Annotated in this window: 27 protein-coding genes and 1 tRNA gene; 22 read left to right on the top strand and 6 right to left on the bottom strand. The window is 61.6% G+C overall.

What is annotated here, in order from left to right:
- Positions 1-2: 2 nt before the first annotated feature.
- The 7 genes from ACYQ1P_RS12465 to ACYQ1P_RS12435 all read left to right on the top strand — a co-directional run bounded on the left by ACYQ1P_RS12465 (position 3) and on the right by ACYQ1P_RS12435 (position 6,439).
- Positions 3-593, top strand: coding sequence for a riboflavin synthase (locus ACYQ1P_RS12465; RefSeq protein WP_460020673.1), 591 nt, complete (start codon positions 3-5; stop codon positions 591-593).
- The gene (ribB, locus tag ACYQ1P_RS12460) at positions 590-1,720 is read left to right on the top strand and encodes a 3,4-dihydroxy-2-butanone-4-phosphate synthase (RefSeq protein WP_460020672.1); all 1,131 of its coding nucleotides are present in this window, start codon (positions 590-592) and stop codon (positions 1,718-1,720) included. Before ACYQ1P_RS12465 ends, ribB begins: the two co-directional genes overlap by 4 nt.
- Positions 1,717-2,175, top strand: coding sequence for a 6,7-dimethyl-8-ribityllumazine synthase (locus ACYQ1P_RS12455; protein WP_460020671.1), 459 nt, complete (start codon positions 1,717-1,719; stop codon positions 2,173-2,175). Before ribB ends, ACYQ1P_RS12455 begins: the two co-directional genes overlap by 4 nt.
- Entirely contained in the window at positions 2,172-2,705 is a 534-nt protein-coding gene (gene nusB, locus ACYQ1P_RS12450) for a transcription antitermination factor NusB (RefSeq protein ID WP_460020670.1), read from the top strand. The genes ACYQ1P_RS12455 and nusB overlap by 4 nt, the downstream gene beginning before the upstream one ends.
- Complete coding sequence (thiL, locus tag ACYQ1P_RS12445) at positions 2,692-3,672, top strand: thiamine-phosphate kinase (protein WP_460020669.1); 981 nt, start codon at positions 2,692-2,694, stop codon at positions 3,670-3,672. Before nusB ends, thiL begins: the two co-directional genes overlap by 14 nt.
- Positions 3,673-3,746: 74 nt before the next feature.
- Entirely contained in the window at positions 3,747-4,214 is a 468-nt protein-coding gene (locus ACYQ1P_RS12440; protein ID WP_460020668.1) for a hypothetical protein, read from the top strand.
- Between the two features lie 137 nt (positions 4,215-4,351).
- Complete coding sequence (locus tag ACYQ1P_RS12435) at positions 4,352-6,439, top strand: sodium-translocating pyrophosphatase (protein ID WP_460020667.1); 2,088 nt, start codon at positions 4,352-4,354, stop codon at positions 6,437-6,439.
- Between the two features lie 67 nt (positions 6,440-6,506).
- Here the strand turns inward: ACYQ1P_RS12435 and ACYQ1P_RS12430 are convergent, their stop codons facing one another.
- A complete protein-coding gene (locus ACYQ1P_RS12430; protein ID WP_460020666.1) occupies positions 6,507-6,956 on the bottom strand; it encodes an outer membrane protein assembly factor BamE in 450 nt (149 codons plus the stop codon).
- 96 nt (positions 6,957-7,052) lie between these two features.
- Between ACYQ1P_RS12430 and ACYQ1P_RS12425 the strand changes: the two genes are divergently transcribed.
- The 8 genes from ACYQ1P_RS12425 (at position 7,053) to ACYQ1P_RS12390 (ending at position 11,592) form a co-directional block, all read left to right on the top strand.
- The gene (locus ACYQ1P_RS12425; protein WP_460020665.1) at positions 7,053-7,616 is read left to right on the top strand and encodes a ubiquinol-cytochrome C chaperone family protein; all 564 of its coding nucleotides are present in this window, start codon (positions 7,053-7,055) and stop codon (positions 7,614-7,616) included.
- Positions 7,613-8,161, top strand: a complete 549-nt coding sequence (locus tag ACYQ1P_RS12420) for a YceD family protein (RefSeq protein ID WP_460020664.1) — start codon at positions 7,613-7,615, stop codon at positions 8,159-8,161. Before ACYQ1P_RS12425 ends, ACYQ1P_RS12420 begins: the two co-directional genes overlap by 4 nt.
- Positions 8,162-8,294: 133 nt before the next feature.
- Positions 8,295-8,477, top strand: coding sequence for a 50S ribosomal protein L32 (rpmF, locus tag ACYQ1P_RS12415; protein ID WP_460020663.1), 183 nt, complete (start codon positions 8,295-8,297; stop codon positions 8,475-8,477).
- Between the two features lie 51 nt (positions 8,478-8,528).
- Positions 8,529-9,593: a phosphate acyltransferase PlsX gene (gene plsX / locus ACYQ1P_RS12410; RefSeq protein WP_460020662.1), complete on the top strand. Its 1,065-nt coding sequence runs from the start codon at positions 8,529-8,531 to the stop codon at positions 9,591-9,593.
- Positions 9,590-10,600, top strand: coding sequence for a beta-ketoacyl-ACP synthase III (locus ACYQ1P_RS12405; RefSeq protein ID WP_460020661.1), 1,011 nt, complete (start codon positions 9,590-9,592; stop codon positions 10,598-10,600). The genes plsX and ACYQ1P_RS12405 overlap by 4 nt, the downstream gene beginning before the upstream one ends.
- Before the next feature lie 92 nt (positions 10,601-10,692).
- Positions 10,693-10,992, top strand: a complete 300-nt coding sequence (locus ACYQ1P_RS12400; protein WP_460020660.1) for an integration host factor subunit alpha — start codon at positions 10,693-10,695, stop codon at positions 10,990-10,992.
- A 17-nt stretch (positions 10,993-11,009) separates the two neighbouring features.
- On the top strand, positions 11,010-11,441 hold the full coding sequence (locus tag ACYQ1P_RS12395) for a MerR family transcriptional regulator (RefSeq protein ID WP_460020659.1): 432 nt from the start codon (positions 11,010-11,012) through the stop codon (positions 11,439-11,441).
- A gap of 74 nt (positions 11,442-11,515) precedes the next feature.
- Positions 11,516-11,592: transfer RNA gene (locus ACYQ1P_RS12390), tRNA-Pro, on the top strand.
- Positions 11,593-11,598: 6 nt separating this feature from the next.
- Here the strand turns inward: ACYQ1P_RS12390 and ACYQ1P_RS12385 are convergent.
- The 3 genes from ACYQ1P_RS12385 to ACYQ1P_RS12375 form a co-directional block, all read right to left on the bottom strand.
- On the bottom strand, positions 11,599-12,267 hold the full coding sequence (locus ACYQ1P_RS12385) for a class I SAM-dependent methyltransferase (RefSeq protein ID WP_460020658.1): 669 nt from the start codon (positions 12,265-12,267) through the stop codon (positions 11,599-11,601).
- A 2-nt stretch (positions 12,268-12,269) separates the two neighbouring features.
- Positions 12,270-12,593 carry a hypothetical protein gene (locus tag ACYQ1P_RS12380; RefSeq protein WP_460020657.1) on the bottom strand — a complete coding sequence of 108 codons (324 nt, stop codon included), beginning with the start codon at positions 12,591-12,593 and terminating at the stop codon, positions 12,270-12,272.
- A 361-nt stretch (positions 12,594-12,954) separates the two neighbouring features.
- Positions 12,955-13,239 (bottom strand): hypothetical protein, encoded by a 285-nt coding sequence (locus tag ACYQ1P_RS12375; protein WP_460020656.1) that lies wholly within the window; start codon positions 13,237-13,239, stop codon positions 12,955-12,957.
- Positions 13,240-13,331: 92 nt separating this feature from the next.
- On the opposite strand from ACYQ1P_RS12375, the gene cutA reads away from it, so the two are divergent.
- A complete protein-coding gene (gene cutA, locus ACYQ1P_RS12370; protein ID WP_460020655.1) occupies positions 13,332-13,646 on the top strand; it encodes a divalent-cation tolerance protein CutA in 315 nt (104 codons plus the stop codon).
- Here the strand turns inward: cutA and ACYQ1P_RS12365 are convergent.
- Together ACYQ1P_RS12365 and ACYQ1P_RS12360 are read right to left on the bottom strand one after the other, a co-directional pair.
- Entirely contained in the window at positions 13,643-14,593 is a 951-nt protein-coding gene (locus ACYQ1P_RS12365; RefSeq protein ID WP_460020654.1) for a response regulator, read from the bottom strand. The two genes, cutA and ACYQ1P_RS12365, sit on opposite strands and share 4 nt — an antisense overlap.
- 10 nt (positions 14,594-14,603) lie before the next feature.
- Positions 14,604-15,764 carry a bifunctional 2-C-methyl-D-erythritol 4-phosphate cytidylyltransferase/2-C-methyl-D-erythritol 2,4-cyclodiphosphate synthase gene (locus ACYQ1P_RS12360; RefSeq protein WP_460020653.1) on the bottom strand — a complete coding sequence of 387 codons (1,161 nt, stop codon included), beginning with the start codon at positions 15,762-15,764 and terminating at the stop codon, positions 14,604-14,606.
- Between the two features lie 106 nt (positions 15,765-15,870).
- Here ACYQ1P_RS12360 and ACYQ1P_RS12355 point away from each other — a divergent pair, with 106 nt between their 5' ends.
- The 6 genes from ACYQ1P_RS12355 (at position 15,871) to ntrX (ending at position 23,972) form a co-directional block, all read left to right on the top strand.
- Complete coding sequence (locus ACYQ1P_RS12355; RefSeq protein ID WP_460020652.1) at positions 15,871-16,671, top strand: cytochrome C assembly family protein; 801 nt, start codon at positions 15,871-15,873, stop codon at positions 16,669-16,671.
- 79 nt (positions 16,672-16,750) lie between these two features.
- A complete protein-coding gene (gene dusB / locus ACYQ1P_RS12350; RefSeq protein ID WP_460020651.1) occupies positions 16,751-17,737 on the top strand; it encodes a tRNA dihydrouridine synthase DusB in 987 nt (328 codons plus the stop codon).
- Positions 17,737-18,867 carry a two-component system sensor histidine kinase NtrB gene (locus tag ACYQ1P_RS12345; protein ID WP_460020650.1) on the top strand — a complete coding sequence of 377 codons (1,131 nt, stop codon included), beginning with the start codon at positions 17,737-17,739 and terminating at the stop codon, positions 18,865-18,867. The genes dusB and ACYQ1P_RS12345 overlap by 1 nt, the downstream gene beginning before the upstream one ends.
- Positions 18,864-20,315, top strand: coding sequence for a nitrogen regulation protein NR(I) (gene ntrC / locus ACYQ1P_RS12340; RefSeq protein WP_460020649.1), 1,452 nt, complete (start codon positions 18,864-18,866; stop codon positions 20,313-20,315). Before ACYQ1P_RS12345 ends, ntrC begins: the two co-directional genes overlap by 4 nt.
- A complete protein-coding gene (locus ACYQ1P_RS12335; RefSeq protein WP_460020648.1) occupies positions 20,312-22,588 on the top strand; it encodes a sensor histidine kinase NtrY-like in 2,277 nt (758 codons plus the stop codon). Before ntrC ends, ACYQ1P_RS12335 begins: the two co-directional genes overlap by 4 nt.
- Positions 22,578-23,972, top strand: a complete 1,395-nt coding sequence (ntrX, locus tag ACYQ1P_RS12330; protein ID WP_460020647.1) for a nitrogen assimilation response regulator NtrX — start codon at positions 22,578-22,580, stop codon at positions 23,970-23,972. The genes ACYQ1P_RS12335 and ntrX overlap by 11 nt, the downstream gene beginning before the upstream one ends.
- Positions 23,973-23,977 lie beyond the last annotated feature (5 nt).

The raw sequence follows: 23,977 nt of genomic DNA, 5'->3' as shown, positions 1-23,977 counted from the left end.
ACATGTTTACCGGAATTATCACCGATCTGGGACGGGTCAAGGCGGTCGAACCGGGGAACGGAGATACCCGTTTCACCTTCGAGACGTCATTCGACATGTCGACCGTCGAAATCGGCGCTTCCATCGCCTGCAATGGCGGTTGCATGACGGTGATCGACAAGGGCGACGGCTGGTTTCGCATTTCAGCTTCCGACGAGAGTCTGACCAAGACCACCATGCGCACCTGGAAAGTCGGCGATCCGGTCAATCTGGAACGCCCCCTGTGCATCGGGGCCGAACTGGGCGGCCATGTGGTCTCCGGTCATGTGGATGGGATCGGCCATGTGGTGTCCATCACCCCCGACGGTGAATCCATGCGATTCGTCTTCGAAGCCCCGGAAGAGCTGAAACGCTTTATCGCCCCCAAGGGCTCGGTGACCATCGACGGTGTTTCGCTGACCGTCAACGAAGTGGATGACCGGCAATTCGGCGTCAACATCATCCCCCATACCCAGACCGCCACCAACCTGGGCAGTCGGCGGCCGGGGGACCCCGTGAACCTGGAAATTGATATGCTGGCCCGCTACGTGGCGCGCCTCCTGGAGTGCCAATGACCACCGAATATCATCAATATTTGTCGTCCATTGAGGAGATCATCGAAGATGCCCGCAATGGCCGCATGTTCATCCTGGTCGATGACGAGGAACGGGAGAACGAGGGAGACCTGGTGATTCCGGCCCAGATGGCGACTCCGGATGCGGTCAATTTCATGGCCACCCATGGGCGCGGCCTGATCTGTTTGACCCTGACTCAGGAGCGGGTCAAACACCTGGGACTGGGCCTGATGAGCCAGACCAATACCTCGCGCCACGAAACCGCCTTCACCACCTCCATCGAAGCCAAGGAAGGGGTGACCACCGGCATTTCCGCCTCCGACCGGGCGCGCACCATTGCCGTGGCCATCGATTCCACCAAAGGCCGAGAGGATATCGCCACGCCGGGGCACATCTTTCCCCTGGCGGCGCGCGACGGCGGCGTCCTGGTGCGCACCGGCCATACCGAAGCGGCGGTCGATGTGGCGCGTCTGGCCGGATTGACCCCGGCCGGGGTGATCTGCGAGATCATGAACGACGATGGCACCATGGCCCGGTTGCCGGATCTGGTGAAATACGCCCAGCGCCATGGCCTCAAGATCGGCACCATCGCCGATTTGATCGCCTATCGCCTGCGCCATGACCGGATCATCGCCAAGGCCCAGGAATGCGACCTTGAAAGCATCTACGGCGGCAATTTCCGTCTGCATGTCTATGTCAACAAGGTGGCCTACGCGGAACATATCGCGCTGGTCAAAGGGGATATCTCCGGCGATGCGCCGGTGCTGGTGCGCATGCACTCGCTGAATGTGCTGGATGACGTGCTGGGCGACCACCGGGCGGGCAAGGCGGCGGAGTTGCATCAGGCCATGCGCAGCATCGGCAGGGAAGGGCGCGGCGTCGTCGTGCTCATTCGCGAGCCCCAGCGGACCAGCCTGTCCGACCGGGTCTGCGCCCGCTTGTCCGGCGAGGCCCCGCCCAGCGGCGAATTGCGGGATTATGGCATCGGAGCGCAGATTTTGTTGGATTTGGGCGTGCGCGAAATGGTGTTGCTGTCCAACACGCAAAAGAACATCATCGGTCTCGAAGGTTACGGTCTGAAGATCGTGGACCAGAAACCGATTCCAGTCGAAGGAGCGCCGGAATGATCGACGGACCGCGCATTTTGATCGTCGAAGGCCGCTTTTACGAGGACATCGGGGCCGAACTGCTCAAGGGAGCCTCCAAGGTTCTGGAAGAGGCCGGGCTACCGTTCGACCATATCCTGGTGCCGGGGGCTCTGGAAATCCCCTCAGTCATCAGATACGCGCTACAGAGCATGGTCGATTGTACCAGCACCTGTCACTATGTGGGCGTGGTTTCCCTGGGCTGCGTCATTCGGGGCGAAACCAGTCATTACGATGTGGTCTGTGCCGAGTCGTTCCGCGCCATGTTGGAGTTGACCATCGGTCATGCCATGCCCCATGGCTACGGCGTCCTGACGGTGGAGAACCGGGAGCAGGCGCGCCTTCGCGCCGATAGCACAGGCAAGGATTTCGGCGGTCGTGCGGCCAAGGCCTGCCTGCGTCTGCTTGAAATCAAACAGGGTTTCAATCTCGCATGAGCCGAGCCTCCTCCCAGGTTTCGGGCTCTGACGACGGCGGTGGTCGCCGACGCAGCGCGGCCCGTCTGGCGGCGGTGCAGGCCCTGTATGAAATCGACATGACCGGAGCGGCCCTGGAGCCGGTGCTCGACGAATTCTTTCACAAGCGCTGGACCGATGCCGATCTGAGCGATGGCGACGGGGTGCCGCTGCCGGAGCCGGACGGTGACTATTTTGGCCTGTTGCTTCGCGGCACCCACGCCCGGCGCGCCGAATTGGACAACATGATCAACGGCGCCTTGCAAGGGGGCTGGGTAGTGGATCGCCTGGAGACGGTCCTGCGCGCCACCCTGCGGGCCGGGACTTATGAATTGCTGGCCTGTCCCAAGGTTCCGGCGCGGGTGGTGATCAGCGAATATGTGGATCTGACCGGGGATTTCTTCCTCAACAATGAACCGGGTCTGGTCAATGGCGTGCTCGATCGGCTGGCGCGCACCTTGCGGGACGACGAATGGGACTCGAAAGGCGAGGGGAGCCGTGACCCGGGGTGACGAATTCAGTCTCATCGCCCGCCATTTCGCCCCACTGACTGCGGCGGCGCCCGGTGCCTTCGGGCTCACCGACGATGCGGCCCGGCTGGACGTCCCGGCGGGTCAGGAGGTTGTGGTGACCTCCGATGCGCTGGTCGCCGGGGTGCATTTCTTGATCGATGATCCCCCTGGCGATGTGGCGCGCAAGGCCTTACGGGTCAACCTGTCCGATCTGGCGGCTATGGGCGCGGCCCCTCTGGGCTACGTGCTCGCCGTCTGTCTGCCCCGGGAGACGGACGACGACTGGCTTGCCGCCTTCGCCGAGGCGCTGGGACAGGATCAAAAAACCTTCGGACTCTCGTTGCTGGGGGGCGATACGGTCGCCACGCCGGGACCGCTGACCCTCACCGTGACCGCCTTCGGGGCCGTCGCGCCGGGGGCCATGCTGCGGCGCAACGGGGCAAAGGTCGGCGATGGACTCTATGTCAGCGGCACCATTGGCGACGCGGCGCTGGGCCTGCGGGTGGCCCGGGGAGAGATGCCGGATTTGGCGTCGGAGCATCGGGATTTTCTGCTCGACCGCTATCGCTGCCCGCGTCCGCGGCTGGCCCTGGGTCGTCACTTGGCCGGTCTGGCCAGTGCCGCCCTGGACATTTCCGATGGCCTGCTGGCCGACCTGGGCCATCTGGCCCGGGCGTCGGGTTTGGGGGCCGACCTGGAGGCGGCATGGGTGCCCCTGTCTGCCGCGACTCGGGCCGCCCTGGCGCGCGGTCCCTGGGCTTTGGATCTGTGTCTGAGTGGCGGGGACGACTACGAACTTTGCTTCACCTTGCCGCCGTCGTCGCAATCTCTGGTCGCTCGATTGGCGCAGGCGGGAATGATTGAGGTGACTCGCATCGGCACCATGACTGCCAACCCCGGGGTCCGTGTCCGGGCCGAAGACGGACGGGACGTCTCGCCGCAAACAAAGGGATACCGCCACTTTTGAAGCCGTCGCCAATTGGCTCTTTCCTAGTATCGGTTGCCGGGGAATAATGGGCCGCTCAGGGGAGGATCATACTTATGAAAATACTGGCGATTGTTCTCGCGGCATTGATTGTATTGGCAGGCGGCACCTTTGCCGTGGCCTCTTGGATGGGTTACGACCTTTTGGCCCTGATCATGGGGGACGAGCAGCCCGCGCCCCAGGAGGAGCAGGCGCCGGTCATGGAGCCCAAATATGTGGATCTGGAACCCCTCATGGTGCCGTTGATCGAGGGGGACCGCATGGTCGCCACCGTTGCCGTGGAGATCAAGTTCGAGTGCATGGGCGATGCCAACGAAGCCACACTCAAGCGTCTGGCACCCAAAATATCGGATGGATTTTTGCGCGACCTCTATGGCTATCTGCCCCGTATGCTGCGAAAATCAAAGGAAGTTGATCTGGCACTGCTGAAGGACCGGCTGTTGTTGCTGGCCGCCAAGGCCACCGGCGATGCGGATCTGGTCAAGGATCTGACCGTGACCGCCGACATTCGTCAAAACAAGTAAAAAAGTCGTCTTGATCGCTGGTATTGCGCCGAACGAAGGCTCGTGGCAAAGTCCCCCCCGACTCACGGCCACCAGTGACTAGGGGATCCGTGTATCTTTTTGCAACCAGTCATCCGTCCAATTTAGGGGGAAACGGAATGTCATCTTTGTATATCCTGGTTCTGGCGATGGGGCTGTTGGCCCTTCTCTATGGAGCCTACGCCGTCCGCTCGGTCCTTGCCGCGCCGGCTGGCAATCCGCGTATGCAGGAAATTGCCGCCGCCGTCCAAGAAGGCGCCAGCGCTTACCTCAATCGACAATACACCACCATCGCCGTTGTCGGCGTGGTCATCGGTATTCTGCTTGGCGTGCGCCTGGGCATGCATGTGGCCATTGGTTACACCATCGGCGCGGTGCTGTCCGGCCTGGCCGGCTATATCGGCATGAACGTGTCGGTGCGCGCCAACGTGCGGACCGCTGAGGCGGCTCGCCTTAAAGGTTTGGCCGGAGGTCTGGAAATCGCCTTCAAATCCGGTGCGGTCACCGGCATGCTGGTGGTCGGCCTGGGTCTGCTGGGTGTGGCGGGCTACTATATCTTCCTGCGCAACATTTTGGGGACCGAGGATATGCGGCCGATCCTGGAGGCCCTGGTGGCCTTGAGCTTCGGGGCTTCGCTGATCTCCATCTTCGCCCGTCTGGGCGGCGGCATTTTCACCAAGGGTGCCGACGTGGGTGCCGATCTGGTGGGTAAGGTCGAAGCCGGTATTCCCGAAGATGATCCCCGCAACCCGGCGGTGATCGCCGACAACGTGGGCGACAACGTGGGCGATTGCGCCGGTATGGCCGCCGATTTGTTCGAGACCTATGCGGTGACCATCGTCGCCACCATGCTGCTGGGCAGCATCTTCTTTGTCGGTGCGATCCAGGAATCCATGATGCTGTTCCCGCTGGTCATTGGCGGCGTTTGCATCGCGGCTTCGGTCATCGGGACGTTCTTCGTCCGCCTGGGCGGCTCCCAGAACATCATGGGGGCGCTCTACAAGGGATTGATTGTCACGGCAATCATCTCCGCCATCTTCATCGCAGTGATTATCAGCCAGATGTTCGGCTTTGATCAGGAAATCGCGATGGGGGCCAAAATGATCACCGGCATGGATCTGATGATCTGCGCCCTGACCGGACTCGTAGTGACCGGCTTGATCGTTTGGGTGACCGAATACTATACCGGCACCCAGCATAAGCCGGTGTTGAGCGTTGCCAAGGCGTCGGTGACCGGCCATGGCACCAACGTTATTCAGGGGCTCGCCGTGTCTATGGAATCGACGGCGCTGCCGGTGCTGATCATCTGCGCCGGTATCCTGGTCGGCTTCTTCTCCGGCGGCCTGTACGGCATCGCCATTGCCGCGACCACCATGCTGGCCCTGGCCGGGATCGTAGTGGCTCTGGATGCCTATGGTCCGGTGACCGATAACGCCGGCGGCATTGCCGAAATGGCCGATCTTCCGGCCGACGTGCGCAAGACCACCGACGCTCTTGATGCGGTGGGCAATACCACCAAGGCCGTCACCAAGGGCTATGCCATCGGTTCCGCCGCTCTGGCCGCGCTGGTGCTGTTTGCCGCCTACACCGAAGACCTGCATCACTATTTCCCGGATCTGGATGTTCAGTTCCGGTTGCAGGACCCCTTCGTGGTGGTCGGTCTGTTCTTCGGCGGTCTGATGCCGTTCCTGTTCGGGGCCATGGGTATGATGGCCGTCGGTCGCGCCGCCGGTTCGGTGGTGTTGGAAGTGCGGCGTCAGTTCAAGGAAATCCCGGGCATCATGGAAGGCACCGGCAAGCCGGAATACGGCACCTGTGTGGACATGCTGACCAAGGCGGCGATCAAGGAAATGATCCTTCCGTCCCTGTTGCCGGTGTTGTCGCCGATCGCCCTCTACTTCGTGGTGTCCAGCTTCGCCGGTCAGGCTGCGGCCTTCACCGCACTGGGCGCCATGCTGCTGGGCACTATCGTGACCGGTCTGTTCGTGGCCATCTCCATGACCTCCGGTGGTGGGGCCTGGGATAACGCCAAGAAGTACATCGAAGACGGTAACTACGGCGGCAAGGGCTCCGATGCCCACAAGGCCGCGGTGACCGGTGACACGGTCGGCGATCCCTACAAGGATACCGCCGGTCCGGCCGTCAACCCGATGATCAAGATCACCAACATTGTCGCCATTCTGCTGCTCGCCCTGCTGGCTGGCTAAGACGGCACAATTCAGACAAGACAAAGGCCCCGGGGAGATCCTCCGGGGCCTTTCTTTTTGCACGGACTTACTTCTTCGGCGAGAAGCGCCCCAGGTTGCCGAACAACTGCTCGATGAGGGTCAATTCGTGACCGGCGGTCGGGGTCACCCGATCCACCAGGATCACCCGATTGCCTTCGTCCAAGGTGACTTCGTGCAGTTCCGCCACATGTCCGGCCTGATCGAAGCGCAGCACGACAACCGTCCGCTCCTTGACCTCGGGAGCCCAGAACGCCGTGGTTTCCGTACGCTTGGAGATATAGTACCAGACCTCGTCGCCGAAGGCCGAGGTGCTGGAGGGCGACCCCAGCACGTCGATGACGTCATCGCGGGTGAATTCCCCGATGCGCACCTCAGAAAGCCGCTCGCGGTCCGGCAGATTGCCCCGGGTATCTATGCGCGGCGCGCAGGCGGTGACCAGCAGGCCCGAGAGGGCGGCGGTGGCCAGCAAACGGGACGTGAGGGTAAAAATTTTCATGGCTGAGCTTGACTGTTCCTGTGTTTATCGGCATGTCAGCTTGATCAGGAGATACATCGCACCGCCAACCGGCCATTGTCAACAAGGGCGCTTCCCATGGGCTTGTTCAATCTGTTTCGACGCAACGCGCACGCGGAGGCGGCCCGGGCCCTTTATGGCGCGGTGGTGGAGCAGGCCCGGCAGCCGGGATTTTACACCTCGCTCGGCGTCCCCGATACGGTCGACGGTCGCTATGACATGGTGGCCCTGCATGCCTTTTTGGTCATGCGCCGACTGAAGGCGGAGAGCGCCGGGGCGGAAGAACAGGCGCTGTCCCAGGCCCTGTTCGATATCATGTTCGTGGATATCGAGCGCAATCTGCGCGAACTGGGAGTCAGTGACATTGCCGTCGGCGGGCGCGTGAAGTCGGTCGCCAAGGGGTTTTTCGGACGAGTGGCTGCCTATGACGGGGGACTGGCGGCTCCGGACGATGGCGTGCTGATCGCCGCCCTGCGCCGCAATGTCTATCGCAAGCAGCAACCGGATGACGACCATCTGGCGGTGCTCGCCACCTATGTGCGACGGCAGGCCGCCCACCTGGATCAACAGTCCCTGGGCGACCTGCGTCAGGGGCAGGTGCAGTTTACCGGATTGCCCGACGTGATCGAGGTGCGCGAATGAATGATGTCACTCCCGAACTGTCGCGTCCCATGCGTCTTTCCGAAATTTTGGAAGCAGGACGTCAGTTGACAGTCACGGCCTCGGCGGAAGAATGTCAGGCCCTGGCGCGACGATTCGAGGTGGACGCAATCCCCGAATTGTCAGCGGAAATTCATTTGTCGCTTCAAACCCGGGGGCGAGAGGTTCGCCTCACCGGCCATGTCTCCGGGCGCGTGATACAGCCCTGCGTCGTGACCCTTGAACCCGTAGAGACCCCCATAGAACAGACAATGAATGTGGTTTTTAGAAATCCCGTCGAGGCGGAACCTGTCAATGAGGTGGATCTCTCTTTGGAGTCGGAAGACGACGTTTTTCCGCTTTTTGATGACCAAATCGACATAGGTGAGGCCATTGCCGAGTGTTTCGGGGCTCAGATCCCGATCTATCCCAAGGCCCCGGGGGTGCATTTCGACAGTTTTTCAACGGAGGCCACGTCGGATTCCGACAGAAAAAGTGATCGTCCGAATCCCTTCTCCGTGCTGGCAAAGTTGAACAAAAACCGCTAAACATAGCGCCGACCATGAGAGCAGGGCAGGGTAATGGCTTGCCCTTCGTTTCATTTTTGTTTAAACAGAGCGCCCTGCACCGGCAGGGTGAACGTGCCGCTTTTTGCGGACCTTAGAGAAAGAAGATTTCGAGATGGCTGTACCTAAGAAGAAAGTCTCCAAGTCACGGCGCAACATGCGTCGGGCTCACGATTCCCTGAAGGCTTCCAGCTACCAGGAATGCCCGAACTGCGGAGAACTCAAGCAGCCGCATCACGTTTGCGGTTCCTGCGGCCAGTATGATGGCCGTGAAGTCGTCGAGACCGACGCGGCTTGATCATTGGGCCTTGTTGTCATCGCCCACTCCTTTTCGCAGGGGAACTGAAGCTTGAACGCCCGTATGACCCTCTCTATCGACGCCATGGGTGGGGATAATGCTCCCGACATGGTCATTGAGGGGATCGAGTTGGCCCATGCGCGCCTCCCGAACACCCGTTTTTTGCTGTTCGGCGATGAGTCGCGTCTGGCCCCTTTGCTCGCCAGCCATCCCGTGGCTGCCGGGTGCAGTGAAATTCACCATGCGGAAGGGGTCATCACCAACGAGATAAAGCCCTCCGTGGCCCTGCGCACGGGGCGCAACTCCAGCATGTGGAAGGCCATCGCCGCGGTCAAAAGCGGCGACGCCGACGGGGTAATTTCGGCTGGCAATACCGGCGCCTTGATGGCGATGTCGGTGATTCAACTGCGCACCTTGCCGGGCGTCAGCCGTCCGGCTATCGCCACCTATTTTCCGACCCAGCGCGGACGTTCGGTGATGCTCGATCTGGGGGCCAACGTCACCTGCGATGCGGAAAATCTGGTGCAGTTCGCAGTCATGGGCGAAGTGTTTGCCCGTCAGGTGCTGGACCTGGAACAGCCCTCGGTGGGCATTCTCAATGTCGGCGTGGAAGACCTCAAGGGGCATGAGGAAGTCAAACAGGCCTCGGCCCTGCTCAACAAGGCCAATCTGCCGATCAAGTTTCATGGTTTCGTTGAAGGCGACGATATCGGGGCCGGTACGGTCGATGTGGTGGTCACCGACGGGTTTACCGGCAATGTGGCCCTGAAGACCGCAGAAGGTACGGCGCGCATGTTCGGGACGTTCCTCAAGGAAGCCCTGAATTCCTCCCTGCTCAGCAAGGCCGGTGCGGCCCTGGCCATGCCCGCCCTCAAAAAATTCAAGCAGCGGGTCGATCCGCGGCGCTACAACGGGGCCATGCTGCTCGGTCTCAACGGCATCTGCGTCAAGAGCCATGGCGGGACCGACGGCCTGGGCTTTTGCAACGCCATCCGATCAGCTGACCGTTTGATTCGCCACGGTTTCAATGCCCGTATCAAGGAAGACCTGGAACGTTTGATGGCCCAGCGGGAACGGGATGAAACCATGCGCATTATCGAGGACCCGGCCCCATGAGCCTCAAAGAATCTCCCTATATTTCCCGCATCATCGGCTGTGGCTCCTTTCTTCCTGAAAAAGTCGTCAGCAATGTGGATCTGGAAAAGACCGTCGAGACAGACGATTCATGGATTGTCGAACGCACCGGAATCCGGCAACGCCACATCGCCGAAGAGGGGGTCAACACCTCTGACTTGGCGACCGCTGCGGCGCGCCGGGCCATGGATCATGCGGGGGTGTCTGCCGACGATGTGGATCTGATCATCGTCGCCACCACGACGCCCGACGATACCTTTCCGGCCACCGCCACCAAGGTTCAGGCCCAGTTGGGGGTGACCCGAGGGGCTGCCTTTGATGTGCAGGCGGTTTGTTCCGGCTTCATCTATGCCCTGGCGACGGCGGATAACTTTCTGCGCGCCGGACAGTTTCAGACCGCCCTGGTCATCGGGGCCGAAACCTTCACCCGCATTCTCGATTGGAACGATCGCTCCACCTGCGTGCTGTTCGGTGATGGCGCGGGCGCGGTGGTGCTGCGCGCCGAGGAACGCCAGATCGGCGCACCGACCGTTGCCGATTCCCTGCAACAGCAAGGCATTCTGTCCAGTCATCTGCATGCGGATGGCCGTCTGCACGACCTGCTTTATGTGGATGGCGGCCCGTCTTCCACCGGCACGGTGGGCAAGGTCCGCATGTTGGGACGGGAAGTGTTCCGCCACGCAGTGACCAATCTGGCCGGGGTGGTCAAGGAAGCCCTGGAAAAAAATGGATACCAGGCCAGCGATCTGGACTGGATCGTGCCCCATCAGGCGAATATGCGAATCCTCGACGGCACGGCCCGCAAATTGGGCATTGCCCCGGAAAAAGTCGTGGTCACGGTGGATCATCACGCCAATACCTCGGCGGCGTCGGTGCCGCTGGCGCTGGACGAGGCGGTGCGAGATGGCCGCATCCAACCGGGCCATCTGGTGTTGATGGAGGCCATGGGCGGCGGCATCACCTGGGGGGCCTGTCTGGTCCGCTGGTGAGATCTGAGGGCGCTCTTGCATCCCTTTGATATTGACGGTTTTCCCTCGGCAATGTAGGCTCTTTACGTCAACTCTTGGGAGAGTGCCGCAGCATGTCAGGTAAAACGATTACACGCGCCCAACTCAGCGAGGCCGTTTATCAGGAAGTCGGTCTGTCCCGAAACGAATCGGCCGATCTTCTGGAGGCCGTTCTGAACGAAGTGACGGACGCTCTGGGTCGCGACGAGACCGTCAAGATTTCCTCCTTCGGGAGCTTCTCCATTCGCAGCAAGGGCGAGCGAATCGGACGCAATCCCAAAACCGGCGAGGAAGTTCCCATTCTGCCCCGCAAGGTGCTGGTCTTCAGGCCCTCGCAGGTGCTGAAGGCGCGAATCAACGAACGCAAGGCGTGACGGTCGCGGATTTTCCCATGACGGATGCGGATTCAGACGGCGATTCCGGCTTCCGGCAAAGCGGCAAGTCTGTCACGGCCTTCCGCACCATCAGCGAGGTCGCGACGGAACTGGGACTGCAACAACATGTGCTGCGGTTCTGGGAAACCAAATTCACCCAGATCACCCCGGTCAAACGGGCCGGTGGACGGCGTTACTACCGCCCGGAGGATGTGGCGATCCTGCGTCGGATTCGCGACCTTCTGCACGGCGAAGGCTATACCATCAAGGGCGTGCAGAAACTTCTCCGCGAGGAAGGACAGCCGCTCAAGGTCAGCGAATTGTTCGAAAACGAGCAGCCCACCCGTCCCAACGAAAGCATCGTGCTTGATCCCTTGAAACGAGCCGAACTGGAAGCGGTACTGGAAGATCTGGGCGAGTTGCGCAACATGCTGCGCAATCCCGCTTAAAGCCTTGAACCCCATGCCGCAACAGCGTACATTCCCGGTCCCCGACGCCCCTTGCGGGCGTCACCCCCGATTGCCGGAGCGTAGCGCAGCCTGGTAGCGCACTATACTGGGGGTGTAGGGGTCGTGGGTTCGAATCCCGCCGCTCCGACCAAGCAGATCAAGGGCCTGGCTTTTCTGAGCCAGGTCCTTTTTCGTCGCTCCGAAGACGGCTCCATTGCAGGGGGACGTCGGGAGTAAGGCTCTGAAGCCGGGCCGCCACATTTTCGTGCAGGATTTCGATTCGCGGAACCAGTGTCTCGTCGCGGCTCAACAGATAGACCCCGATGGCCCCCTGTACGAATGCGCAGCGCAAGGCCGGAAAGCTGGACAAGATCTCGGGATGGGACCAGTCGTCCTTGATATGGCGTTCGAAGGGGTTGTCCTCTATAGGCCCCTGCTTGTAGCGCACGATGGGAATGGAGATCAGCACCAGCCTGCCGACCGCCAGGGACCGATCAATCAACGCCTGAGCCTCCTGTTTTTCCATGTGTTCCAACACATCACCGAACACAATCAAGTCGAAAGACCCCAGGGATTGCAGATCCACAGACCGCGCATCGGCGAGCACCAAGGCATCATATAGGTGCCGCAAATGATATTTTTCCACATAGGGTGCCCAGACTTCGAGCCCCGTCCAGTGGGCCCCTGGCGTGTAGGGGCGCAGGAGTTCCGCGTAGGTGCCGCAACCGACCCCCACATCCAGAATCCGTGTGATTGCGCCGGCTTGGTGCAGGGCCGCGATGATCAGAGCCGAATACTGCTTTCCTTGGGCGCTGCTGCTGGGCATGGTCAATCGGCCCTTGAGGCTAGGGGCAGGCCAGGATCGGCCATTTCATCGAGAAGTTCATCCAAATCATGGCGTTGCGGGGCGAACAGAAACCGACCGCCCGGCACCCGTCGCACCGTCGGACCTTTCTGGCAATGACCCAGGCAGATGATCCGTCGAACGGAAGCCGGAAGACCCCGGCGCGCCACTTCGGATTCCAGATAGTCGGCCAAGGCTACGCTGCCGCGACCGGCACAGGAGGCTTGGGGCGGCAGACGGCGGTTCGTGCAAACCACGATCTCCGAATCGCCGGGGGGCTGAGGCCGCTCCGCATCTTGTTCAGCCATGCCCAGGTCTCCCAGCTCTTGAATGCGGCGACAACAATATCCGAGATCCGTTGCCCATAAAGCGGAAAAGAGGGCTCAGCAGCGTTCGTTTTGATATCAAATCAAAAAAACCGAGGCCCTCGATCTGGGAATTTGATGAAACGATTTCCAGGACTTCTCACGCGACCAGATGGCCCGTCTCGAAGTACGGGGCGGTCCGAGCCGGATGGCAAACGAATGGGCCGTGTCAAACATGGACAGTGCGCTTTTGTGCCGGGAAATTGTATAAATAAATTGCGATAACAATAGCATAGGGGGCCAGTTGATCGCATCTGCGTATGAAGGTACAGGGGGGGCGGGTGCCCCTTTGGGGGGGAAGGAGTCAGTGTTTCAGCAGGGCGGCGCGGCCGGCCTCGGTGATTTTGCAGACCAGCCAGTCGGGCTTGAGAGGGTTGGCGAACCAGGGTTCGGCCCAGCCATGATGGATACAGGAGCGGATCGTTCTCTCACTGACCTTCTGTCCTTGATCGTCGAACAGCGGCAGTTTGCCCCCCGGTTCGTCGAGGCCGCGCTTGAGCCAGCGCCGTTGCGGTCCGGTCGGCTTGATCTCTCCCTCGGCCTCAGCCACTGCGGGCAATCGCTCATCCTGGTCCGTCGTGTGGGACATGAACCGGGCTCCCCTTTTTTCGCCTCCCTGGTATGGTAGAGGGGAAATCAGTGGCATCGCAAGCACCAGAATGAATCATGGGGGTAAAGCTCGTGTCTCAGGTCCTGATCTACATCACCACCGCCGACGAGCAGGAGGCCCGGACCATCGGTCGGGCGCTGGTCTCTGAACGACTGGCCGCCTGCATCAATATTCTGCCCGGCATGACCTCCCTATATTGGTGGGAGGGCAAGCTTCAGGAGGAGGGCGAATGCGTGCTGCTCGCCAAAACGATCCCCGCCCATGTGGAGGTCCTGATCGCGCGGGTCAACACCCTGCATGGCTATGACTGCCCCTGTGTGGTGGCGCTGCCCATCGTCGACGGCAACCCGGCCTTCCTGCATTGGATTGAGTCCCAGGTTTCCTAATGCCCGGGACGCCGCCCCGAAACGGTATCGGTGATCTGGCGGGCCATGTCGGCCTGCTCCGGGGTGCCGGTGAAGGCGGTTTCGATGGCCTTTGAGATGGGTTCGAGCAGTTTCAGGTCCTTCTGATTGGGATCTTTCCAACTGGCATAGATGTCATTGCTCACCTGGACCAGACTGTTGCAGAGATCGGCCACATGGCTGTATTCGGTGTCCACCAGACGGCGCGCTGTATCCTCGGCCACAAATACAAGGTGGTGCAGCTTCTGGCGGACCGTGAGGTCGACCCGGCCCTCCCGATAGGCGGGAAGGATGTCGGCTACCAATTGGCTGACCTTGACCGCATGACCTTCCAGCTTGCGGCTGTTGATGGATTTCAGGGCCTCGTTGATGGATTGCTGGATCTCGGCAGAGGAGGCTTCACCCAATGCCTTGGCGCGCAGGGCGTTGGGCACTTCGAGGGGCTTAATCTGCTCTTCGCCTTCTTCCTCGGGGCGCCCCTTGTCCCGCCGCCGGTCCGGCCCGATGTAATCGGAGGTGACCATGAATCCCTTGCGGTTCTTGATCAGGGCCCCGACCCGCTGAATGACCTGTTTGGCCGACAGGGGTTTGACCAACAGGTCGTCAGCACCGGCATTGATGATCTTACCCACCAGTTCCGCCGAGGGCTTCCAGGTCATCATCACCACCACCAGGAAGGGATCGTTGCCCAATTCATGGTGACGGATATCGCGAATCAGCGCGCCGGGGTCGCCGTCTGGAAATGTCGTCTCGCAGAACAGCAAATCCGGCGGGCGCATGGACATTTCAGTGCGCACGGCCTCCAAAGTGGTGCCATGTTCCACGTTGCGGAATCCACAATTGCGCAAAACGGTCAGGGTTGTCGTCCGGACATTCTGATCCGGGCAACCGACGAAAACGCGGATATCTTCGAGGTTGAGACCCGCCATTCCCCCCCCGTCAGCCGTCGATCCGCAAGGTGGCCACGGCCTGGGCGGCAATGCCTTCGCCCCGGCCGGTGAAACCCAGCTTTTCGGTGGTGGTGGCCTTGACGCTGACCCGATCCAGGTCAAGGGCGAGAATCTCGGCCACCCGGCGGCGCATGGCCTCCCGGTGGGGACCAATCTTGGGACGCTCGCAAATCAGGGTTACGTCCACATGGGTTATGGTGCCGCTCCGTTGTGCCACCTCCGCGTTGGCATGGCGCAGAAAGACCTCCGAGGCGACGCCCCGCCATTGGGGATCGGAGGGCGGGAAATGGGCGCCGATATCGCCCGCCCCGAGTGCCCCGAGCAGCGCATCGGTCAGGGCGTGCAGCGCCACGTCGGCGTCGGAATGGCCTTCCAGAGCGGCATCATGGGGAATGCGTAGGCCGCACAGAGTGACCCCATCACCCTCGGTGAAGCGATGCACATCGAAGCCGAAGCCGGTCCGGATGTCCCACGAGGGACGCCCGAGCAACCGTTCCGCCTTGTCCAGATCTTCGCGCGTGGTCACCTTGAAATTATCCTCGCTCCCCAACACCAGGGCCACCTTATGGCCCACAAGCTCAGCCACAGCAGCATCGTCCGTCAGATCGTCCCGACCTGCCGCCGTGTGGTGTGCCGACATAATAGCATTAAAATGAAAGCCTTGGGGGGTTTGTGCCCGCCATAACCCGGCCCGATCCACGGTACCATGGCAATTCTGCGCGTCGTCAGCCTGTTTCAGGGTATCGGCCACCGGCACAGCGGGAATGGCGCCCGGGGTATGCTGCAATTGATCCATCACCCGATCAATGAGGGCGGGGGAGGGAAAGGGGCGGGCCGCATCATGAATCAGCACCAGATCCGGGGCCAGAGGGGCCAGGCTTTCGAGGCCGAGACGCACCGAATCCTGACGGGTCGCGCCGCCAAAGGCCGGGGCCGGGAGCTTGAGTCCCTCAACCGCCTGATCGTAAAGGGATTGGTCGTCGGGATGGATCACCACCCGCACCGAGGTGACTCGGGGGTGATCGAGAAAGACCCGCAAGGTGCGGCGCAGCAACGGCTGTCCACCCAGGGTTTCGTACTGCTTGGGCCGTGCGCCGCCAAACCGGCGACCGCGCCCCGCACTGACCACCAGGGCCACACAGCCACTCATATCCAAACCTCGTTTCATACCAACGGCAAAAGCTATCTCCCTTGCCAAGCCCCGCGCAAGGGCGTATCTCACCCATATCACCATAGTCGCAAAGTATTACTGGTCCATGAGTCATAATCTGACGATCGCCATCGCCGCCATTTTGTCGTTGTTGCCACTCGGCCTGCTCGGGCGCGGCGAAAAAACCACCAGTCTTGCCGTCTTGTGGGGCGGGCTGTTGGTCGCCCTGACCGGCACCACGGCTTGGGTCGCGGTGCATCTGTCCGGCAACTGGACAGGCGACCTCTCGACCACCCTTTGGGTGACCGTTTGCGCCTCCTTGTGGGTCTATGGATTTCTCGCCATTTTCATGGATGAGATCTGGAAGTTGCGGCTGCTGCTGGTGCCCTATCTGATCTTTCTGGCTCTCATTGCCACCGTCTGGATCGGTTTGGCGGCGCGGCCCTTGACCGGCGACGCGCCGTTGCGCTGGGTCGAGGTGCATATTGTTGTGTCGGTGTTGACCTATGCCCTGGTGACCCTGGCCGCCATCGCCGCCTTCGGGGCCATGCTGCAAGCCCAGGCCCTGAAACGCAAACGCCCCAATGCCCTGACCCGGCATTTGCCGTCGGTGGCCGATTGCGAATCCCTCCAGGTCAAACTGCTGCTGGCCGGAGAACTGGTCCTGGCCCTCGGCCTGATGACCGGCGTTGCCACCCTGTACGGCAGCAGCGGCACCTACTTCAGCCTTGATCATAAATCCCTGTTGTCGATCACCGCCTTTCTGGTCATTGCCGGCCTGCTGTTCGCGCAGTTTCAGTCCGGGGTGCGGGGGCGGGTGGCGGCGCGCCTGGTCCTGGTCGCCTACCTGTTGCTGTCCCTGGGATATCCCGGCGTGAAGTTCGTCAGCGACGTGCTGTTGGGTTGACCTTCCCGACGTTTTGCCTATTATGCAGGCAAAAATATCCTTTATGCATAACAATTACTCAAGCAAGGATCGTGGCCCCATGGCCCTGAGCATCGGTAAAGTGGTGTTGGAGAGCCCGGTGATTCTGGCCCCCATGTCGGGGGTGACGGATTTGCCGTTTCGGCGTCTGGTCAAGCGCTTCGGAGCGGGGCTGGTGGTCTCGGAGATGATTGCCAGCGAGGCGATGATCCGGGCCAATCAAAAGACCCTGCGCATTGCCACCCTGGGCGATGAGGAACAGCCGATCACCGTCCAACTGGCGGGCCGGGACCCTCAAGTCATGGCCGAGGCGGCGCGCATGAATGCCGACCGGGGGGCCTATATCATAGATATCAACATGGGCTGTCCGGTGAAGAAGGTGGTCAAGGGCGACGCCGGGGCCGCCTTGATGCGCGACGAGGATCTGGCGCAACGGATTCTCGATGCGGTGGTGGCGGCGGTGGAGATCCCGGTCACCCTGAAGATGCGTACCGGGTGGGACGCCGAACACCGCAACGGCGTCAGTCTGGCCCGCAAGGCCGAGGCCTGCGGCGTCCAAGCGATCACCGTGCATGGCCGGACCCGCAATCAGTTCTACTCCGGTCAGGCCGACTGGACCTATATCGCCCAGGTCAAGCAGGCGGTGTCCATACCGGTCATTGGCAACGGCGACATCATAACCGAGGAAGACGCGGCGGAAATGCGTCGGGTGGCCGGGGTGGACGGGGTGATGATCGGGCGCGGTTGTTACGGTCGGCCCTGGTTTCCGTCCCAGGTGGCGCATTATCTGGCCACCGGCCAGCATCTGCCCGCGCCCTCCATCGAGGTTCAGAGGGAAACCCTGCTCGATCACCTCGATGCCATGATTGCGTATTATGGGGAAAGGGCCGGGGTGCGCGTGGCGCGCAAACACATCGGCTGGTACAGCAAGGGGATGATTGATTCGGCGGAATTCCGAGGCGCGGTCATGGCGACCCCCGACGCGGCGACGGTGCGACGGCTGATCGACGATTTCTACAAGGCTCACACGAGCCGGATGGCCGCCTGATGCCGACCCAGAACGATGATCCGGGGTCGGCGGAGTCCATTCTCAACGCCCTGGCCTCTACGGTTCTCATTCTCAACCGGCAGAACAGGATCTGCTATCTGAATAACGCGGGCGAGATATTTTTCGCCACCGGCATCGACCATATTCTGCATCAACCGTTGCGCCACTATATTCCCGAGGACAGTCCGCTCTACCAGGCCATCGCGCAGGTGCAGGCTGGCAGCACCCGGGTTTCGGAATATGCGGTCACCCTGGAATCCCCCCGCATCGGTCGCCATTTGGTGGACATCCACGCGGTCCCACATCATGACCGTCCCGGTCAGGTCATCCTGACCATGCATGAACGCTCCATGGCCGATCAACTGGACCGCCGTCTGGCGCAACATCGCAGCGCAGTCCGTTCGGTGACCGGCATGGCCTCGCTGCTGGCCCATGAGGTGAAGAACCCGCTATCTGGCATTCGCGGCGCGGCGCAGTTGCTGGAACTGGATGTGGAGCCGGAGCAGCGCAAACTGACCCGCCTGATCTGCGACGAAACGGACCGCATCGTCAATCTGGTTGATCGCATGGATGTGTTCAGCGAGAATCCCAACCTGGAACGGGGAATTATCAATATCCATGAGGTGCTTGAGCGGGTCCATCATGTGGCGCGCACGGGCTTTGGTCAGAAGGTCACCTTCATCGAACGCTACGATCCGTCCCTGCCGCCGGTGTTCGGCCATTTCGACAGTCTCGTCCAGGCGTTGATGAATCTGGTCAAGAATGCCGCCGAGGCGGTACCGGAGGAGGGCGGGGAAATCACCCTGACCACGGCCTATCGCCATGGGGTCCGCCTATCCATGCCGGGGCGCTCCGAACGGGTGCACCTGCCCCTGACGGTCAGCATCAAGGATAACGGCCCGGGCATTCCGGAGCATATCCAGGCCCATCTGTTCGAGGCTTTCGTGACGTCCAAGCCCAAGGGAACCGGCCTGGGGTTGGCCTTGGTGGCGAAGATCATCGACGACCACGGCGGGGCGATCCAGTTCGAAAGCCGTCCGGGCCGCAGCCTGTTTCGCATCATGCTGCCCATGGTGTCCGGCGAGGATCGCAGCAAGACCTTGTCTCTCGGTAAAGGAAAGCGGATATGAGCGCTCCCCCCACCATCTTGATCGCCGATGACGATGCCGCCATCCGGACCGTCCTGCATCAGGCACTCAGTCGGGTCGGATACGACGTGCGCACCACCGGCAACGCCACCACTTTGTGGCGTTGGGTGAGCGACGGCGAGGGCAATCTGGTGATTACCGATGTGGTCATGCCGGACGGCAACGGCCTTGATCTGATTCCCCGCATGCGGCAGATCCGGCCCAATTTGCGGATCATCTGCATGAGTGCCCAGAACACCCTACTGACCGCCGTCAAGGCGACCCAAAGGGGGGCCTTCGAATACTTGCCAAAACCATTTGATCTCAAAGAGATCATAGCTGTTGTTAAGAGGGCGCTCGAAGCGTCTGTCGAGAGCGAGGCGGCGCCAAATCCAGCGGTGGACGAGGACGAGGAAAAACTGCCGCTGATCGGACGGTCGGCGGCCATGCAGAACATCTACCGCACCCTGGCGCGGCTGATGAACACCGATTTGACGGTGATGATTGCCGGTGAATCCGGCACCGGAAAGGAACTGGTGGCCCGGGCGCTGCACGAAATGGGGCCGCGCCGGGATGGTCCGTTCGTCGCCATCAATATGGCGGCCATTCCCCGCGACTTGATCGAAAGCGAATTGTTCGGTCACGAGAAAGGGGCCTTCACCGGGGCCACGGCGCGCGGCATGGGGCGCTTCGAACAGGCCGAGGGCGGTACCCTGTTTCTCGATGAAATTGGCGACATGCCCCTGGAGACCCAGACCCGGCTGCTGCGGGTCCTGCAGGAGGGGGAGTATACTACTGTCGGCGGCCGCACCCCGATCCGGGCCAATGTGCGGATTGTCGCCGCCACTCACCGGGACCTCAATGTGATGATCGCCCAGGGGCAGTTTCGCGAGGATCTCTACTACCGTCTCAACGTGGTCCCCATTCGGTTGCCGCCGCTGCGTGAACGGAGCGAGGATATTCCCGAGCTGGTACGCCATTTTCTCTCCCAGGTGGCCCGCGAGGGCCTGCCGACCAAAGTCATTAACGGCCCGGCCATGGAACGCCTGTCCGTGCATCGTTGGCCGGGCAATGTCCGCGAACTGGAAAATCTGGTTCGACGGCTGGCCGCGCTCTATTCCCAGGAAACCATTGGGCTGGACGTGATCGAGGCGGAATTGTCGAGCACCTCCCCGCTGCCCGCCGAGGTCGTCGATGAGGAGTCGGAGGGGCTGTCCCAATCGGTGGAGCGCCATCTCAAGGGGTACTTCGCGGCGCATGGGGGAGAATTGCCCAATCCGGGACTCTACGAGCGGGTGCTCAAGGAACTGGAACGCCCGTTGATCCAGCTGACCCTCGAAGCGACGCGGGGCAATCAGATCAAGGCGGCTCATGTGCTCGGCCTCAACCGCAATACGTTGCGCAAGAAAATCAAGCTGCTGGATATTCCGGTCGTCCGGGGTGGATCATGAAATGGCAGCGCAGATGGCGGCGTACTCTGGCCTGGACCCGACGGACCCGGCTCAGTCGTAAACTCACCCTCGCCCTGGTGGTGGCGTCGGTGGCCTCCGGGCTGACCACCTTTGCCACCATGTCGGGATTCGGGTCGCTCTATGGTCCCGATCCCGGGATGGTCATCGGGCTGCTCTATCTGGACGTGATCTTGTTGTTGTTGCTGGGCGGCGTGGTGGCGCGGCCCCTGACCCGCATGTGGGTGGCGCGACGGCGCGGACGGGCAGGTTCACGCCTGCATGTGCGACTGGTCATGATGTTTTCCCTGGTAGCGGTATTGCCAGCCATCCTGGTGGCCGTTTTCACGGCAATATTTCTCAATTTTGGCATTCAGGCCTGGTTCGGGGAACGGGTGGGAACGGTGGTTGACAATTCCCGTTCGGTGGCCCGGGCCTATCTGGAGGAACACCAAAAGACCATCCGCGCCGAGATCCTGGCCATGGCCAATGACATCAATCGGGAAGCGCCTAAACTGGCCGGCAAGACGGCTCGATTCAGCCGTTATCTGGAAACCCAGGCCATGTTACGCAATCTGGCCGAAGGAATCGTCATTGATGGGGCCGGTAATGTCTTGGCCCGCACCTCCTTGAGCCTCAGTCTGTCCCTGGAAAGCATCCCACGCGATTCCTTGCGTCAGGCCGACCTGGGGCATGTGGTGATATTGGACACGGATAGCGATGACCGGGTTCGAGCCATGGTCGCTCTGGAGCGTTTCGTCGATACCTATCTGCTGGTCGGGCGCTTCGTCGATCAGGAGGTGATGACCCATATCGAGCGCACGGAGGGAGCCTACAAGGATTACAAGGAGGTGGAAAAGCGCCGGGAGAGCATGCAGATCACCTTCATTCTGGTGTTCATCGTGCTGGCCCTGCTGCTGCTTCTGGCCTCCATCCGGGTGGGACTGACATTGGCCTCGTCATTGGTGCAGCCCATCGCCGGGCTGATCGCCGCCTCGGAACGCATTCGGCATGGGGATTTGACGGCCCGCGCCGACGCCAGTAGCAGCGCCGACGAAATCGGCACCCTGGGGCGGGTGTTCAATCGCATGGCCCTGCAACTGGAAAATCAGCAACGGGGGCTGATGGAAGCCAATCACGAGCTGGATGAACGACGGCGATTCACCGAAACGGTGCTGGCCGGGGTTTCGGCCGGAGTCATCGGCCTGGATTCTGCGGGTCGGATCAGCCTTTCCAACCGGTCCGCCGCGCAGTTGCTGGCCCAGGACCTGGACCGGGCGCTGGGCTTCCAATTGTCGGAGTTGGTGCCCGAAATGGCGGAGCTGTGCGACGAGGTGAAACAACGTCCAGAACGCTTGCGCCAAGGACAGATCAAGGTGGTCGCCAATGGGCGGCAGCGGGTGTTTCTGGTCCGCATGGCGGCGGAGACCCTTGGCTCAACCATCCTCGGCTATGTGGTGACGTTCGACGATATCACCGACCTGCAAAATGCCCAGCGACAGGCGGCCTGGGCCGACGTGGCCCGGCGCATCGCTCATGAAATCAAGAATCCGCTGACCCCCATCCAGTTGTCCGCCGAACGGTTGAAGCGCAAATATCTGAAGCAGATCAGCTCCGACGCCGAAACCTTTACCCTGTGCACCGACACCATCGTGCGGCAGGTCAAGGATATCGGTCGCATGGTCGATGAATTTTCCTCCTTTGCCCGCATGCCCGAACCGACCATGAAGGCGGAGAACCTGGGTGAGTTGGTCAGCCAGACGGTGTTCATGGAGCGGTCGCGCAGCGAGTCGGTCCGGTTCGAGCTTGCGCTTCCCGAGACGCGCAGCGAGGTGCGCTGCGATCCGCACCAGATCCGTCAGGCGCTGACCAACTTGTTGAAAAATGCCGCCGAGGCGCTGACCGAAAATCCCATCGAAGGACGTGCGCCCCGAATCCTGGTCACCCTGACACCGGAGACTCCGGAAGAGCCAGGGCGGGGTCCACAGTTGACAGTCGAGGATAACGGTCCCGGCCTGCCACCCGAGTATCGGGACAGGCTGACCGAGCCCTATGTGACCTCACGGCCCAAGGGCACCGGCCTGGGGCTGGCTATTGTCCGAAAAATCATGGAAGATCATGGCGGTGAGTTTGCTCTCGCAGATCTTCCCGAAGGCGGCACACGGGCATCCTTGGTTTTTCCGCCCTCGGGCGATAGGCTACGGGACGGGGCAGGGGAGGGCGACTCCAGAGACCCCATGCAGGTAGCATTAAGGTTGACCACCGATGGCCCTTGATATTCTCATTGTCGATGATGAAGCCGATATCCGGATGCTGACCGCCGGTGTCCTGGAAGATGAGGGCTTTCATACCCGTGAAGCCGCTGATTCCACGTCCGCTCTGGCCGAGGTACAGTCCCGTATTCCCGGATTGGTGCTGCTCGATATCTGGCTCCAGGGCAGCGTCCTGGACGGCCTCGGCATCCTGAAGGAAATCAAGGCCCAGAATCCCCATGTGCCGGTGGTCATGATGAGCGGCCACGGGACCATCGAAACCGCCGTGGAGGCCATCCGCGAAGGGGCTTACGACTTCATTGAAAAGCCCTTCCAGGCCGATCGCATGCTGCTGGTCATTCAGCGGGCCATGGAAGCCGCCCGGCTGCGCGAGGAAAATGCCGAGTTGCGGCTGCGCGCTGGACCGGAGACCGAGCTTCTGGGCAAGTCTCCGGCGTTGTCGCAGGTGCGCCAATCCATCGAGAAGGTGGCCCCCACCAACAGCCGAGTGCTGATCACCGGCCCCGCCGGGTCGGGCAAGGAAGTGGCGGCACGGTTGCTGCACACCCTGTCGCGCCGGGTCGATGGCCCGTTCGTGGTGGTCAATTGCGCCACCATGGACCCCGACCGAGTGGAGGCCGTGCTGTTCGGCACCGAGGACGGGGGCGTCATTCAGCACGGGACTTTCGAACGGGCCGATTCCGGCACCTTGCTGCTCGATGAAGTGGCGGATATGCCCCTGGAAACACAGGGCAAAATCGTTCGAATCTTGCAGGAACAGAAATTCCAGCGGGTCGGCGGGTCGGCGCGGATCGAAGTGGATGTGCGGGTGGTGGCCTCCTCGACCCGCGACCTGAACGAGGAGATCGCCGCCGGTCACTTCCGCGAGGATCTGTTCTATCGCTTGAGTGTAGTGCCGATTGTCATGCCCGCCCTCAACAAGCGCCGCGAGGACATTCCCCTGTTGGCCCAGCAGTTCATGCGCCGGGCCGCCGAGGCCACCGGACAACCGCCCCGTGTTTTCGGCGACGATGCCCTGGCCGCGTTGCAGGCCTATGACTGGCCGGGCAATGTCCGGGAACTGCGCAACATCGTCGAACGGCTGCTGATCATGGCCCCGGGCGGTGCCGGGGATCTGATCCATGCCGATAGTCTGCCGGGGGAACTGGGGTCCTCGAACAGTGCCGCCCTGGGGTGGGACAAGAGCGGCGAGATCATGGCTCTGCCGCTGCGCGAGGCGCGGGAACTGTTCGAACGGCAATACCTGATGATCCAGGTGGATCGCTTCGGCGGCAATATTTCCAGGACGGCCAGTTTTGTCGGCATGGAACGTTCGGCCCTGCACCGCAAGCTGAAGTCCCTGGGCGTTCAAGGGGACGAAAAGGGCCGCAAGGCGGAGCCCAAATGAAGCAA

This window comes from Magnetospira thiophila (genome assembly GCF_054657015.1).
The sequence above is the reverse complement of the archived record's forward strand: the minus strand, read 5'-3'. Positions and strand labels throughout refer to the sequence as shown.

Bases quoted from the DNA above. Each gene is read 5' to 3' on its own strand.
- ACYQ1P_RS12420 (WP_460020664.1), top strand. From the start codon at position 7,613: ATGAATGATGTCACTCCCGAACTGTCGCGTCCCATGCGTCTTTCCGAA.
- ACYQ1P_RS12365 (WP_460020654.1), bottom strand. From the start codon at position 14,593: ATGGCGGGTCTCAACCTCGAAGATATCCGCGTTTTCGTCGGTTGCCCG.
- ACYQ1P_RS12400 (WP_460020660.1), top strand. From the start codon at position 10,693: ATGTCAGGTAAAACGATTACACGCGCCCAACTCAGCGAGGCCGTTTAT.
- ACYQ1P_RS12360 (WP_460020653.1), bottom strand. From the start codon at position 15,764: ATGAGTGGCTGTGTGGCCCTGGTGGTCAGTGCGGGGCGCGGTCGCCGG.
- ACYQ1P_RS12335 (WP_460020648.1), top strand. From the start codon at position 20,312: ATGAAATGGCAGCGCAGATGGCGGCGTACTCTGGCCTGGACCCGACGG.
- ntrC (WP_460020649.1), top strand. From the start codon at position 18,864: ATGAGCGCTCCCCCCACCATCTTGATCGCCGATGACGATGCCGCCATC.
- ntrX (WP_460020647.1), top strand. From the start codon at position 22,578: ATGGCCCTTGATATTCTCATTGTCGATGATGAAGCCGATATCCGGATG.
- ACYQ1P_RS12395 (WP_460020659.1), top strand. From the start codon at position 11,010: ATGACGGATGCGGATTCAGACGGCGATTCCGGCTTCCGGCAAAGCGGC.
- ACYQ1P_RS12345 (WP_460020650.1), top strand. From the start codon at position 17,737: ATGCCGACCCAGAACGATGATCCGGGGTCGGCGGAGTCCATTCTCAAC.
- rpmF (WP_460020663.1), top strand. From the start codon at position 8,295: ATGGCTGTACCTAAGAAGAAAGTCTCCAAGTCACGGCGCAACATGCGT.
- ribB (WP_460020672.1), top strand. From the start codon at position 590: ATGACCACCGAATATCATCAATATTTGTCGTCCATTGAGGAGATCATC.
- dusB (WP_460020651.1), top strand. From the start codon at position 16,751: ATGGCCCTGAGCATCGGTAAAGTGGTGTTGGAGAGCCCGGTGATTCTG.
- ACYQ1P_RS12440 (WP_460020668.1), top strand. From the start codon at position 3,747: ATGAAAATACTGGCGATTGTTCTCGCGGCATTGATTGTATTGGCAGGC.
- nusB (WP_460020670.1), top strand. From the start codon at position 2,172: ATGAGCCGAGCCTCCTCCCAGGTTTCGGGCTCTGACGACGGCGGTGGT.
- ACYQ1P_RS12380 (WP_460020657.1), bottom strand. From the start codon at position 12,593: ATGGCTGAACAAGATGCGGAGCGGCCTCAGCCCCCCGGCGATTCGGAG.
- ACYQ1P_RS12375 (WP_460020656.1), bottom strand. From the start codon at position 13,239: ATGTCCCACACGACGGACCAGGATGAGCGATTGCCCGCAGTGGCTGAG.
- ACYQ1P_RS12425 (WP_460020665.1), top strand. From the start codon at position 7,053: ATGGGCTTGTTCAATCTGTTTCGACGCAACGCGCACGCGGAGGCGGCC.
- ACYQ1P_RS12385 (WP_460020658.1), bottom strand. From the start codon at position 12,267: ATGCCCAGCAGCAGCGCCCAAGGAAAGCAGTATTCGGCTCTGATCATC.
- ACYQ1P_RS12435 (WP_460020667.1), top strand. From the start codon at position 4,352: ATGTCATCTTTGTATATCCTGGTTCTGGCGATGGGGCTGTTGGCCCTT.
- ACYQ1P_RS12430 (WP_460020666.1), bottom strand. From the start codon at position 6,956: ATGAAAATTTTTACCCTCACGTCCCGTTTGCTGGCCACCGCCGCCCTC.
- ACYQ1P_RS12455 (WP_460020671.1), top strand. From the start codon at position 1,717: ATGATCGACGGACCGCGCATTTTGATCGTCGAAGGCCGCTTTTACGAG.
- ACYQ1P_RS12465 (WP_460020673.1), top strand. From the start codon at position 3: ATGTTTACCGGAATTATCACCGATCTGGGACGGGTCAAGGCGGTCGAA.
- ACYQ1P_RS12405 (WP_460020661.1), top strand. From the start codon at position 9,590: ATGAGCCTCAAAGAATCTCCCTATATTTCCCGCATCATCGGCTGTGGC.
- ACYQ1P_RS12355 (WP_460020652.1), top strand. From the start codon at position 15,871: ATGAGTCATAATCTGACGATCGCCATCGCCGCCATTTTGTCGTTGTTG.